This window comes from Cohaesibacter celericrescens (assembly GCF_002866925.1).
Taxonomy (GTDB): domain Bacteria; phylum Pseudomonadota; class Alphaproteobacteria; order Rhizobiales; family Cohaesibacteraceae; genus Cohaesibacter; species Cohaesibacter celericrescens.
Map to the genome: position 1 here is coordinate 99,598 of NZ_PKUQ01000009.1, position 12,714 is coordinate 112,311.

General features: G+C 51.7%; 11 protein-coding genes. 9 read left to right on the top strand and 2 right to left on the bottom strand.

The genetic code is table 11. The features are described from left to right. Positions 1–2 precede the first annotated feature (2 nt). The 3 genes from C0081_RS05415 (at position 3) to C0081_RS05425 (ending at position 3,572) form a co-directional block, all read left to right on the top strand. Positions 3–1,133 (top strand): substrate-binding domain-containing protein, encoded by a 1,131-nt coding sequence (locus C0081_RS05415; protein ID WP_101532789.1) that lies wholly within the window; start codon positions 3–5, stop codon positions 1,131–1,133. A gap of 201 nt (positions 1,134–1,334) precedes the next feature. Beyond that, entirely contained in the window at positions 1,335–2,387 is a 1,053-nt protein-coding gene (locus C0081_RS05420; RefSeq protein ID WP_101532790.1) for a sugar phosphate isomerase/epimerase family protein, read from the top strand. A gap of 9 nt (positions 2,388–2,396) precedes the next feature. Beyond that, entirely contained in the window at positions 2,397–3,572 is a 1,176-nt protein-coding gene (locus C0081_RS05425; RefSeq protein ID WP_101532791.1) for a Gfo/Idh/MocA family protein, read from the top strand. 88 nt (positions 3,573–3,660) lie between these two features. Here the strand turns inward: C0081_RS05425 and C0081_RS05430 are convergent, their stop codons facing one another. Beyond that, a complete protein-coding gene (locus C0081_RS05430; protein WP_101532792.1) occupies positions 3,661–4,380 on the bottom strand; it encodes a MurR/RpiR family transcriptional regulator in 720 nt (239 codons plus the stop codon). A 230-nt stretch (positions 4,381–4,610) separates the two neighbouring features. Between C0081_RS05430 and C0081_RS05435 the strand changes: the two genes are divergently transcribed. The 6 genes from C0081_RS05435 to C0081_RS05460 all read left to right on the top strand — a co-directional run bounded on the left by C0081_RS05435 (position 4,611) and on the right by C0081_RS05460 (position 11,621). Then, complete coding sequence (locus C0081_RS05435) at positions 4,611–6,092, top strand: FAD-binding oxidoreductase (protein ID WP_101532793.1); 1,482 nt, start codon at positions 4,611–4,613, stop codon at positions 6,090–6,092. Positions 6,093–6,183: 91 nt separating this feature from the next. Beyond that, positions 6,184–7,497 (top strand): MFS transporter, encoded by a 1,314-nt coding sequence (locus C0081_RS05440; RefSeq protein ID WP_101532794.1) that lies wholly within the window; start codon positions 6,184–6,186, stop codon positions 7,495–7,497. Continuing rightward, complete coding sequence (locus C0081_RS05445) at positions 7,497–8,291, top strand: electron transfer flavoprotein subunit beta/FixA family protein (RefSeq protein ID WP_101532795.1); 795 nt, start codon at positions 7,497–7,499, stop codon at positions 8,289–8,291. Before C0081_RS05440 ends, C0081_RS05445 begins: the two co-directional genes overlap by 1 nt. Continuing rightward, positions 8,291–9,265, top strand: coding sequence for an electron transfer flavoprotein subunit alpha/FixB family protein (locus tag C0081_RS05450; protein ID WP_101532796.1), 975 nt, complete (start codon positions 8,291–8,293; stop codon positions 9,263–9,265). The genes C0081_RS05445 and C0081_RS05450 overlap by 1 nt, the downstream gene beginning before the upstream one ends. Next, positions 9,252–10,031, top strand: a complete 780-nt coding sequence (locus C0081_RS05455; protein WP_101532797.1) for an SDR family NAD(P)-dependent oxidoreductase — start codon at positions 9,252–9,254, stop codon at positions 10,029–10,031. The genes C0081_RS05450 and C0081_RS05455 overlap by 14 nt, the downstream gene beginning before the upstream one ends. A gap of 141 nt (positions 10,032–10,172) precedes the next feature. Further along, the gene (locus C0081_RS05460) at positions 10,173–11,621 is read left to right on the top strand and encodes an FGGY-family carbohydrate kinase (protein ID WP_101532798.1); all 1,449 of its coding nucleotides are present in this window, start codon (positions 10,173–10,175) and stop codon (positions 11,619–11,621) included. 118 nt (positions 11,622–11,739) lie between these two features. On the opposite strand, the gene C0081_RS05465 is transcribed toward C0081_RS05460, so the two are convergent. Then, a complete protein-coding gene (locus tag C0081_RS05465) occupies positions 11,740–12,681 on the bottom strand; it encodes a LysR family transcriptional regulator (protein WP_101532799.1) in 942 nt (313 codons plus the stop codon). Between the last annotated feature and the right edge of the window lie 33 nt (positions 12,682–12,714).

The window sequence follows — 12,714 nt, forward strand, 5'->3', positions numbered from 1 at the left end:
AAGTGAAAAAACTGATCATTTTAGCAAGCGTTGCTGCGATGGCGATGGGGTCTAACTCCGTTGCAAACGAATTCGATGATGATGCCGAATTCCAGCGCCAGCGTGACTTGCTGTCCATGCAACCTCAAGGGCCAGAGGGCAAACCTTGGGAGCAGTATCTTGGTGGTGGTCTGGTTGATACCAGCGCATATAAAGGCGAAGGTGCGGTGCGCATTTGCTTCTCCAATGCGGGTATTTTCAACCCATGGCGCGTTGTTGGCATGAACAACATGGAAGGGGAAGTTGAACTGCAAGGCGACAACATCGCAAGCTTCCGTGTTCTGGATGCGGAAGGCAACGATAACAAGCAGATTTCTGATATCGAGTCTTTTGTGGCTTCTGGTGACTGTGATGTTCTTATCGTGTCTCCAAACACCACCGCAGCACAAACGCCAGCAGTTGAAAAAGCCTGTGAAAGCTTGCCGGTTGTCGTGTTCGACCGCGGTGTGCAAACCGATTGCCCTGTCACATTCATTCAGCCAGTGGGTGGATATGGCTTTGGTATCACCTCGGCTGAATATATGGTCAAACAGCTGCCAAAAGGCTCAAACGTTCTTGCCATCCGCATTATGCCGGGCGTAGACGTTCTGGAAACCCGTTATTCTGCCGCTGCTCGTATCTTCAAAGAAGCGGGCATCAATATCATCGGTAACGAGTTTACTCATTCCGATCGTGCTCGCACCAAAGCAACCGTGGAAGATTATATCAACCGCGGTGAGCAAATCGATGGTTTGTGGCTTGATGCTGGTGATACGGCAACAGCTGCGCTTGAAGCCTTTGAAGATGCGGGCCTCGACTATCCTGTTGTATCCGGTGAAGATCAAATGGACTTCCTGCGTATGTGGAAGGACAAAGGTCTCAAAGCGGTAGGGCCATCTTACCCAACCTACCAATGGCGCACGCCAATCCTTGCCGCTCTGGCAATCCACGCAGGTAAATCGGTTCCCGGCCCGGTATGGAGCTTGCCACAGCCAGCAGTCACCGAAGCAACCCTTGACTCTCTAGTTGACGAACGCATGCCACCTCTGCACTACGCTTTGTGCGGTTGTGAAGAGCTTCCTGGTTATCCTGAGCGTTGGGGCGGAAGCAAATAACCAACGCTTCAACACGATCAAAATTGGAACCGACGGCTTGGTCTGTCGGTTCTTTTTCACCTGCTGATGGTGGAGACAATATGGGAATGAAAATATCTTTTTGTCGGGAAACAGGGCAGGGGTATGATGTCGCCAAGTTCTGGACCTGCCAAATGCCGTCAATAAGCAGGTGGGCGCGGTCTCATGTAAGGAATATTAGCTATGAAAACATTGAAGGGGCCAGGTCTTTTTCTGGCGCAATTTGTCGGCGCAGAGCCACCATTCAACGATCTGTTCTCTATTGCGAAATGGGCTGTCGATCTTGGCTATGTGGGGCTTCAGCTGCCGTCAAATGATGGCTTATTCGACCTAGACCGTGCAGCTACCTCCAAAACTTATTGCGATGAATTGAAGGGGAAACTCGGCGAAATCGGTGTCGAAATTACCGAATTGTCGACCCATGTTCAGGGCCAGCTTGTCGCCGTTCATCCGGCCTATGATGCCCTGTTTGACAATTTTGCACCCGAAGCGGTGCGTGGCAACCCTCAAGCACGGCAGGAATGGGCAGTCGAGCATATCAAAAAGGTCGGGCTGGCCTCAAAAAATTTGGGACTTGATACCCATGTGACTTTTTCTGGTGCGCTTGCGTGGCCTTATATCTACCCATGGCCGCAACGTCCCTCGGGCCTTGTTGAGGAGGCGTTTGCCGAGTTGGCCAAACGCTGGCGTCCAATTCTGGATTTCCATGACGAGATTGGCGTTGATGTCGCCTATGAGCTGCATCCGGGTGAAGACCTGCACGACGGGGTGACTTTTGAGCGTTTCCTTGGTGAATTGGACATGCATCCTCGCGCCACAATCCTGTATGATCCTTCGCATTTTGTGTTGCAGGCCCTCGACTATCTTGCCTTTATCGATATCTACCACGACCGTATCCGGGCTTTCCATGTCAAGGATGCAGAGTTGAAGCCGAATGGTCGCTCGGGCGTCTATGGTGGCTATCAATCCTGGGTGGACCGTCCGGGTCGTTTCCGTTCGCTTGGAGACGGAGATGTTGATTTCAAGGGGATTTTCTCCAAAATGGCCCAGTATGATTTTGCCGGTTGGGCCGTACTGGAATGGGAATGTGCCCTCAAACATCCTCAAGACGGTGCGCGAGAAGGATCCACTTTCATCCGCGATCACATCATCCATGTCACGGAACATGCTTTTGATGATTTTGCGCGCAGCGGAACCGATGCCCAAGCAAACCGTAATCTGCTTGGCCTTGACTAAGGAACGACAATGACCCTCAAAGCTGAAAAATCCCACGCAAAGGGACCTGCCCGGTTGCGGCTTGGTATGGTTGGCGGTGGTGTGACTGCCTTTATAGGGGCAGTTCATCGCATTGCATCACGCATTGACGACCGATTTGTTTTGGTGGCCGGTGCTCTCGATAATGACCCGCAGCGGGGGCGAGATTTCGCGCTCTCTATTGGCATCGAGGCTGACCGTGCCTACGACAGCTACCAAGAGATGATCAAGGCGGAAGCCTTGCGGCCAGACAAAGTCGACGCGATTGCCATTGTCACACCGAACTTCCTGCATTTCCCTGTTGCCAAAGCGGCGCTGGAAGCGGGGTTCCATGTGATCTGTGAAAAGCCGATGACAACCACTTTGGAGGATGCCCGGGCTCTGGCCGAGATCGTCAAGCGCACGGGCAAGAAGCTGTTCCTGACACATACCTACACAGGGTATCCGATGGTGCGTCAGGCCCGCGAAATGGTGGCTGACGGCGCGATTGGTGCGTTGCGCAGGGTGCAGGTCGAATATGCTCAGGATTGGCTTGCCGCTCCCGAAGAAGACCCTGAAGCAGCAGGGGCCAATTGGCGCAACGACCCCAAAAAGGCCGGTCAGGGCGGGGCGATCGGAGACATTGGAACCCATGCCTATAATTTGGCGGCATTTGTTGCGGCAGAAGAGCCAAGCCATTTGCTTGCGGAATTGACTGCGTTGGTTCCCGGGCGGCAGGTTGACGATGATGCCATGGTGCTGATGCGCTATGCGTCTGGTGCCAAGGGGACTTTGTGGGCCAGTCAGGTTGCCGCTGGTAACGGTAACAATCTGTCTTTGCGCATTTATGGGGCGACTGGTGGGCTTGAATGGTGGCAGGAAAAGCCCGAAGAGCTTTGGTACACGCCGCTTGGAGAACCGAGGCGTCTTTTGCTGCGCAACGGGGCCGGTGCTACAGAGGCCGCCGTTTCCGGAAGCCGTATTCCTGCAGCCCATCCAGAAGGCTACCTGGAAGCATTTGCCAATCTATACAAAGACGCAGCTGATGTTTTAGCGGGCAATCAGCAACAAACACTGGTTCCTGACGCAGCCGATGGTGTCAGTGGGTTGGTTTTTGTGACGGCCTGTCTTGAATCGGCATCCAATAACGGAACATGGGTGTCCCTTGACGCATTAAGAAACGGCTGAGAGACGGATCTCGGTTGATCCGCACCTTGCGCTGCCTTTCGCTTAAGTCTGTGGCATGGCACTTCAATTTGTTGGAGTGCCATGTTTGTTATTTGCGCTTGCCCGACGCGGTTTTCATTAAAACACGCAGAACCTCTTCCATAAAAATGAAAAAGACGGTGCGACTCTTTTCATAGGCCTCCAAGTCACCCGACTGGGTGCTTTGGGTGAGACAAAAGATCTTGTCATACTGGGTAATGAGTGAGGGGTTATACTCTTCGACAATCAGGGCCACGTCGCCGCCCTTGCGCTTGGTGTCTTGGTAGATGTCGTCAAAGGATTTGAAGGTACCGGTGACCGTAAAGATGAGCAGCAATGTGGTCTCATCGGTCATGGACGTGGCCGACAGATCGTCTGGTACCGCGATGGTGACCTTGTTGGTGCAGGTCTTGAAGCGATATTCAAAATATTGGGCACATAGAAAAGAGGGCCCATACCCCAGCAACACCAGTTTGTCGTTGGCATTGATGAGCTTCACCAATTCATCGACCTTGCTGCTGTCAAAATCTTGAATGAATTGACCGACCCGCTGCAACTCGGATGAGTGGCCTGGTTCGGGCAGTTTCCTGTCATACAGAAAATCAAGATATTGCTTATAAGTGGCAAAACCGAGCTTTTTGGAAAATTTGGATATCTTGGACACCGAGCAATTGCACAAATCCGCGGCTTGCGTGATGCGGATGGCGTCGACTGTTTTGCTGTGTTGTTGCAGCGTGGAATGGATTTGCTGCTCCAGCGGATTCAGGGCATCGAAGTCGATATTGATCATGAACGGGTCCCAACTTGTGGTTCGGTATGACGGTAGCGTCAGTCTGTTTTGGTCAAGATAATGGAAAATTTTCCGCATTAATAGTGGAAAATTTTCCATAACTATGAAAAATGTGGCTTATAAACAGAAAATATTCGTCATTTCTTGATAAAATTTTCCATTCATAGTACCGTTCAGCAAGTTTGAAAGAGAATTTTCCATTCTACGCAGGAGTAAAGGTTTTGGATTCTATGACTGTTTTGGATCAATTAGCGAAAATTGTAGCCGCGGATCAGATCAATACCAATCAGGAGGATCTATACGAGGCTTCTGCAGACCGGTATAAAAAATATGCCAAGGCACGAAAAGTCTTGGATGTGCCCGCACCAATCGCCATCGTCTATCCCAAGAGCGCTGAGGAAGTCGCGGATCTTCTGAAATTCTGCGATGCCAACGGTATTAACGTGATCCCGCGCGCAGGCATGACTGCGACCGAAGGCGGGCTGGAGAATTGGAAAGAAACCACTCTGGTTGTCGATACCCTGCATCTGGACAAAATTATCAAGATCGATGCCTACAACAGCCAGGCGACCGTGCAGGCGGGTGTGCCACTGCAGCAGCTTGAAGATGAACTGCGCAAAATTGGCTATACCACGGGCCATTCGCCTCAGTCCAAACCGGTCGCCAAATACGGTGGTTTGGTGGCGACCCGCAGCATAGGTCAGTTCTCGACCCTTTACGGCGGCATTGAGGATATGGTGGTGGGCTTGGAATGTGTGTTCCCGGACGGCCATATCTCCAGAATCAAAAATGTTTCGCGCCGTGCAGGTGGTCCGGACATCCGGCATATTGTTATCGGCAATGAAGGCGCTCTTTGTTACATCACCGAAGTGACCGTCAAGATCTTCAAATATTATCCCGAGAACAACAAATTCTTTGGCTACCTGATCAAGGATGTTGATGTCGGCATCAAAATCCTGCGCGAAGTCATGGTCAATGGTTTCAAACCGTCTGTGGCGCGTGTCTATTCCGAAGAGGATGCTGCGCAGCATTTCTATCATTTCCATGAGAATAAATGCGTTTTGTTGTTCATGGCCGAAGGGCCAAAGGGCATTGTGGAAGCAACGGGCGCTGCGATCGAAGATGCTGTTAAAAGCTTTGAGGACGGCATCATCAAGCCGGTGGACAGCACGCTCATCGAGGACTGGTTTAACCATCTCAACTGGTCGCAAAAAGACATCGATGACGAGTTTGAAAAAATGCGCGAAAGCAATGCGCACGCAGGCTATACCACCGAGATTTCTGCCGACTGGGAAACCATCCCCGTTATTTACAAAGCTGTGATGGAGCGGATCCGCACAGAGTTTGACAGAGCTGAAGACCTGACCATGTTGGGTGGCCACTCATCCCACAGTTATCTCAACGGCACTAACATGTATTTTGTCTATAACTACAAAATCCACTGTGAGCCGGAAGATGAATTGCTCACCTACCACCATCCACTCCAGAGAATCATTGTTGAAGAGACGCTCAAGCATGGCGGCTCCATGTGTCACCACCATGGCATCGGCAAATTCCGCAGTGAATGGACCAAGGATGAACATGGATCTGCTTACTACATGCTCGAAAAGCTCAAACAGGCTTTCGATCCAAACGGCATCATGAATTACGGCACCATCTATCCGCAAGAAGCTGTCAAAAAATACATCTATCAGGAAGACGGTGACGTCTAGTTCCATCACAAAGACAAAGACCGGCAGGAAATTAGGGAGAACAGGGTTTCCTGCCGGCCTTCTCATAAAGCCATATGTTGGGAGGAAAACTATGCCTAAAAATAACTTGAGACGTTATTTTCAGTTCTTTCTGGTCGTGATCGCTGCCGGGGCCATCTATCCCGTCATCTATCTCAGAACGAACTATCAGGAAACCATTTTGGACGTGTTCAATTTGCCCCTTCCTGCCTTGAATGATTTTTACTCAGTGCTGGGTCTAGCCTATGTCATTGGCTATTTGCCAAGCGGGCTGATCAGTGACCGGTTTTCGGCCAAATGGTTGATCGGGATATCCCTTTTGGGAACGGCAGCCTGCGGTTTCTGGTTCGGAACGGTTCCCGGTCAGTCAGAAGTCAGAGCGATCTTTTTCCTTTGGGGGTTCTTCTCGGTGTTCACCTTCTGGAGCTCTCATATGAAGCTCGTCAAGATGCTTTCCAAGGCCAATGAAGAAGGCCGTTTCTTCGGTATTCTTGACGGTGGCCGTGGTGTTGTGGAAGCGCTAATGGGAACCATTGGTCTGGCTATTTTTGCAACTATCCTAGGCAGTAGCGTTGAAATTGCCGACAAAACCGAGGCACTCGTAGCGGTTATCAATCTCTATTCCGCGATTGTATTGGCAGCGGCCATCCTCATCATGGTGTTTGTTGAAAGCGATGAAAAGTTGGCAGCGCATGCCGAGCATAGCGGGTCACGGTCCGAGGCTGAAAAGTTCCATCTTCGCGACGTAGGAAAACTGCTCAAGAACAAATATGTCTATCTCATGGGCAGCATAATCTTCATGGGATATGCGGTGTTCTGGACGGTCTATTATCTGGGTGGTTTTCTGCAAACCAACATCGGGGCAGATGCTGTCACCGTTGGGACCGTCACGGCGATTGTGTTGTGGATGCGGCCTGTCGGTGGCTTTATCGGTGGTTTCCTCGCAGACAGGGTTGGCCGCGCCTACACAATCTGTGGCGCCGTTCTGGGAGCGTCTACGCTTCTGGTCATCGTCGCCATTATGCCCGTCTCCGCCTCTCCAACGCTATTCTATGGCTTGATCATTTTGCTGGGAGCGTTCCTCTATGCGGTACGCGGTACCTATTGGTCCTTGTTGGGGCGGTCCCATATCGATGTTGCCATGATGGGGACTGCCATCGGTGTGATCTCCTTCATCGGCTATATGCCGGATATCATTCTGCCGCAGTTGAACACCTTTCTGTGGAATGTGTTCGGTTCGACCGGTGGTTATACCGCTTACTTCTTGGTCAGTGCCGGCCTTGGCGTGATCGGCGGTATTCTTGCCCTTGTCTACAACAAGATGAATGACACATCCTTTGCTGAGGCGAGCAATGTTGCGGCTGTTGAAGTGGCGCAGGAAAGCTGATGAAAATCATCTGCGTCGTCAAATTCGTCCCCGATGGTGACAGCTTTGATATCGAAGACGATAAGCCCGTCCCCCTTCTGAAAGCCCGACGACTGCGGATCAATCCAGACGATGAATGTGCCATAGGGTTGGCTCTTAAAATCAAAAAGAGCCAACCTGATACTTCCATTGAATTGCTAACGATGGGCCCCCCATCACTAGGCCCGTTGGTTGAAGATATCTTGAGGGTCGGTGTTGATCGGGCAACGATCATTTCCGATGAGATATATGCCAGCAGCGATGCTTGGGTTACCAGCAAAATTCTGGCTCGATATCTCACAACTGCCGAATATGACGGCCTCTTTACCGGTAGTCATGCCATTGACGGCGGCTCATCCAGTGTGCCGCCGCTGATTGGTGCCGCTTTAGGTCTTGTTCAGCTGTCCGGCATTACCAAACTCGATGAAGACAGCGTCGGTGACGCATGTGTGAGAGTGGATGTTGAGGATGAGGCAAGTGTAACACGCTATGAAATTGACATGCCTGCTGTCCTGAGTTTTTCGCGGAAAAGCGGCTACCGATTGCCTTATGTCCGGTTCAAAAATCGCAATAGGGATGTGACGGACAAATTGGTCTGGTTGAGCAATAACGATCTCGGTTTTGACGCAGCAGAGGTCGGGCTGAAGGGCGCGCGGACAAAAATTGCACGCAGCTTCAGTAGCACAAGTCAAAAACCCGAACGGCGCGTGGTTGGTAACGATCAGCAAGGTGTCGACGCGGTTTATAACCTCTTGAAAGAGAAACGATTTATTTAATGTCACGCACACTAATCATCATAGAACAGCAGCAAACGCGGGCGGGGCTAGACCTGCTTGATGTCGCGCGGCAGATCTATGGTGATGTGCCCGGTGAAACCTATGCTTTGTTGATTAATGGCGACCAAGCGCCGCTGATTGGCCGGTTTGATACGCTGTTTTCTGTGCAAGACAGCGCCATCAGAAGCTACGATCAGCTTGCCATTAGTGGCGTCGTGACGGGCTTGCATCACGACTATAATTTTGACTGCATCCTTATGGTCCATACGCAATGGAGCGGCATGCTGTTACCGCGCGTCGCTGCCAAGCTCAATGCCGGTTTGGTGACGGACGTGAGAGGCGTCTCATACGCCCCAGATGACGATCAAAACCAAAATCAACGGCCACACTTTATCCGGCCGGCCGCGGCACATAGCAGGATGGACGCTATAGACTGCAACGCAGCAGGCCCCATCATGCTGACGGTGCGGTCCGGGAGCTTTCATTCTTCTGATAGGGGGGGCAAGAAAACCAGGATTGTCGAGCCCAAAGGGTTGGCCTACCGGACCGGCGGGCTCCGCCTGATCCAGAAGCAGGAAAAGCTTGATTATGATATCTGCGACAGTGAAATCCTGATTTCAGGCGGCGGTGGTGTCGCTCGGGATTTTGAGGCTTTAAAGCCGCTGGCGCAGGCGCTGGGAGGGCAGGTTTCCGCCAGCCGGTCCCTTGTCGATCGTGGCTTGGCTCCAAAGCCTATTCAGGTTGGGCAGTCCGGCAAAACAGTCAGCCCCCGCCTTTACATGGCTCTGGGCATCCACGGCGCTATGCAGCATGTCGTGGCCCTGAAAAACGTTGATACCATCATTTCGGTCAACACCAATGAGAATGCACCGATTTGCAGCCTTTCAGACATCGTCGTCAAAGGTGATGCACTCGCATTTGTTGGCAAATTGCTCAAAAAGATAAAGGAGGAGCAAAGCAATGGAACCCACTGACTTCAATATGGATTTCTTCTCCCTGAAGGGGAAAAATGCGATTGTCACCGGCGGCAATGGCGGTCTGGGACAGGCCTTTTCCACCGCTCTTGCCAAGGCAGGGGCCAATGTTCTGGTGCCCAGCCTGATGGACGATGACGGCACGACCAAAAGAATGGTCGAAAGCTGCGGTGTTGCCTATCAATTCATCGAAGCGGACATCACGGCTGAAGGGGAGTGCAAACGGGTTGTCGACGCTTGTCTGAATGCATGGGGCAGCGTCGATATTTTGATAAACTGTGCCGGTATCAGCATTAACGAGCCTGACGTAACCAAATTTTGTCGCAAGCAGTGGGACAAAATGATCGCCGTCAATCTGACCGCCGCGTTCGAGATGATCCATGAAGTTTGCCCGCATATGATCAAGCAGAAAAGCGGCAAAGTCATCAACATTGCATCGCTCTATTCCTTCCTTGGAGGCCAATGGTCCCCAGCTTATGCATCCACCAAACATGGCATCGTCGGCCTGACAAAAGCCATGTGCGATGAACTGGCGCAATGGAACATTCAGGTCAATGCCATTGCTCCGGGCTATTATGCTACACCTCTGACCGAGATGACCCGCAAGGATGAAAAACGCAACAGCGAAATTCTCGCCCATATTCCTGCCAACAGATGGGGAGCGACCGCCGATCTGATGGGGGCCACTGTCTTTCTCTCCAGCCCTGCATCTGACTATGTGAACGGCACTGTTCTCACCGTCGATGGTGGTTATTTGATGCGCTAGTGGACGACATGAAATATTTGAATAGCTCATTCTTTGAGGGGGCGATAAGCCCTTCAAATATTTCGATGTTTCAATTCATCAAAGAAAAATAGAGGTTTGAACATGGCTTCAAACCTCTAGGCCGCAGAGGAGAGATCGACAATGACCAATGGACAAAATCGCTATATTCTCGCCATTGATGGTGGCACGCAAAGCACCAAGGTGGCCCTGTTTGATCTTGTGGGCAATGAGATATGCGCTCACACCGTCAAGCTCAAGCCAATCTATCTTTACGGGGACGACCGTGCTGAGCATCCCGATGATGACTTGTGGGACAGCCTGAAGCTTGCTTGCCAGACCATGTTTGACAAGTTTGACGGGGACAAGTCGGACATTGTTGGCGTCGGGCTCGGTTCCATCCGTTGCTGTCGCGCTTTGATCAAACAAGATGGCACTCTGGCATCTCCGGTGCAGAGCTGGATGGATCTGCGCCTGTCCAGACCCTATGAGCATGATGATGATACCGTTCGCTATGTGACAACAACTACCGGTTATCTGACGCATCGACTGACCGGGGAGGCCAAAGACACCCGATCCAACTATGTGGGTCCTTGGCCGATCGATCCTGTCACTTTGGACTGGTATGAGGATGGCGAACGCTTCGATAGCTTCACCACCCCTAGAGAGATGCTATTCGAGCTTGTCGATCCATCGAGCATTCTGGGGCATATCAATGCATTTGCCTGCGAGGCAACCGGCATTCCAAAAGGACTTCCGGTGGTATCAACGGCAAATGACAAAGCCGTTGAGGGGCTGGGTGCTGGTCTGGTCAATGATGGTACGGTGCTTGTTACATTGGGCACCTACATCGCGTCGATGATGGTTGGTGACGAAAACAGATCTGATACGGTGAATTATTGGAGCAACCCGGGTGCGGTGCCTGGCGAGTTTCTGTATGAAAGCAGCGGTATCCGGCGTGGCATGGCCACGGTTACCTGGATCAAGGACCTATTGGGTGAGGATGTCACAAAAGCTGCAGAAGCCAAAGGCATGACGCCGGAGGCCTATCTAAACGCCATTGCGTCGGAGCAAACGTCCCCCGGCTGTGATGGCCTCTATACCGTGCTGCATTGGTTGGCCCGTCCAACGCATCTGTATGAGCGCGGCATGATAATAGGGTTTAACGGAACCCACAAAGGTCCCCACATGTTCCGTTCTGTCCTTGAGGGCATCGCTATGACCATGAAAAATCATGCGCAAGCCATGTGCGATGAACGCGGGGTGCAGCCCACTAAAATCATCGTGAGTGGTGGTGGGTCCAACGGAGATCTCTTCATGCAGATCTTTGCCGATGTATTTGGAGTGCCTGCCTGCCGCAATGAGGTGAATGGTTCTGCCAGCATGGGCGCTGCTATTTGCACGGCCTTGGCTTTGGGGATTTATAAAGACAGATCAGATGCCATAAACCATATGGTACGCATTCGTGATGTCTTTGAGCCCGTGCCTGAAAATGTCACCCTCTATAACAAGATCAATGAGACGGTCTACAAACATTTGGCGCCACAGACCGAGGCCCTCTTGAAGGCCTCACACGAAATTTTCCGCGCTTAAAAACAAGGCTCCTGACAATCCTAGTATACCGATTGACAGGGGCCCAATATGCAATAAAAAATAGTAGAGTCCGAGCAGAAGCCAAGCAAATTTCTTGTGCCTGTCACTTGCGCTGTCGTTATGTGGATGATGTGTTGTTACTGTCAGTACCCTGCGGCTCAATCGCGCCTTTTACCACACAACTTGCGAGCTGTTCACGCAGCATGTCTGTCAAGGCCAACACCATCGGGTCAGGATCGTCCCCACGGTGACGGATCACTCCGAAAGCAACAGATCGGGTTGGCGTAAGGGGGCGAGTGGTGAAGTGCCTGTCATCCATCGCCAAAACGCTAAGGCGGTCTATGATCGTCAGTCCGGCTCCGTTGGCAACCAGATGCTGGCTCATTTGCGAGGAATTGGTCAGGATTTCGCGCCCGATTTTTACGTCATTTGCTTCAAACAAACTATCAATCTGCCGGCGCAACAGCATGCCGGGAAATTGCAAGACAAGAGGAACAGCGCTTAGATCCTTTAGCGCAATAATCTTTTTGCTGGCAAATGCATGATCCTTTGGCATCAATACTTCGAGATCGGCCCGCCCCAGGGATGTGCTGGTCACGGCCCAGTGGCTGACCGGAACATTGCCAAACCCCAGATCATATTCGCGGCCATTGATCCAGCTCTCAAGATCCCGGTGCGAGCGAATGTCGATAGAAACTTTGACTTCGGGATACTCTTTTGTGAAACGTGCCACAGCGGGCGCCACCACGGACAAAGCGGCTCGGGGCATGGTTACAATACGCAGCCGCTTTAGGCGCTGGGCGCGGATTTCATTGGCAATGCGCGGTATTTCTTGCAGGCCGGCCAAGATGCGCCGGGCTTCACGGTTAAAGGCGGCCCCTTCTTCGGTCAAGTGTAAGCGTTGTTTCTCGCGCTTGAACAGCATCAGGTTCAGTTCAGATTCAAGAAGTGAAATCAAGCGGCTAACGGCAGGCTGGCTTAGGTTCATGACGCGCGCTGCACCGCTGACGGAGCCTTCTAAAACAACGGCATTGAAGGCTTGTAGCGCTTTGATATTCATGAGTTCCGACTTTCAAAGGGGGTATCAGCAAAT

Bases quoted from the DNA above. Each gene is read 5' to 3' on its own strand.
- C0081_RS05420 (WP_101532790.1), top strand. From the start codon at position 1,335: ATGAAAACATTGAAGGGGCCAGGTCTTTTTCTGGCGCAATTTGTCGGC.
- C0081_RS05425 (WP_101532791.1), top strand. From the start codon at position 2,397: ATGACCCTCAAAGCTGAAAAATCCCACGCAAAGGGACCTGCCCGGTTG.
- C0081_RS05430 (WP_101532792.1), bottom strand. From the start codon at position 4,380: ATGATCAATATCGACTTCGATGCCCTGAATCCGCTGGAGCAGCAAATC.
- C0081_RS05435 (WP_101532793.1), top strand. From the start codon at position 4,611: ATGACTGTTTTGGATCAATTAGCGAAAATTGTAGCCGCGGATCAGATC.
- C0081_RS05440 (WP_101532794.1), top strand. From the start codon at position 6,184: ATGCCTAAAAATAACTTGAGACGTTATTTTCAGTTCTTTCTGGTCGTG.
- C0081_RS05445 (WP_101532795.1), top strand. From the start codon at position 7,497: ATGAAAATCATCTGCGTCGTCAAATTCGTCCCCGATGGTGACAGCTTT.
- C0081_RS05450 (WP_101532796.1), top strand. From the start codon at position 8,291: ATGTCACGCACACTAATCATCATAGAACAGCAGCAAACGCGGGCGGGG.
- C0081_RS05455 (WP_101532797.1), top strand. From the start codon at position 9,252: ATGGAACCCACTGACTTCAATATGGATTTCTTCTCCCTGAAGGGGAAA.
- C0081_RS05460 (WP_101532798.1), top strand. From the start codon at position 10,173: ATGACCAATGGACAAAATCGCTATATTCTCGCCATTGATGGTGGCACG.
- C0081_RS05465 (WP_101532799.1), bottom strand. From the start codon at position 12,681: ATGAATATCAAAGCGCTACAAGCCTTCAATGCCGTTGTTTTAGAAGGC.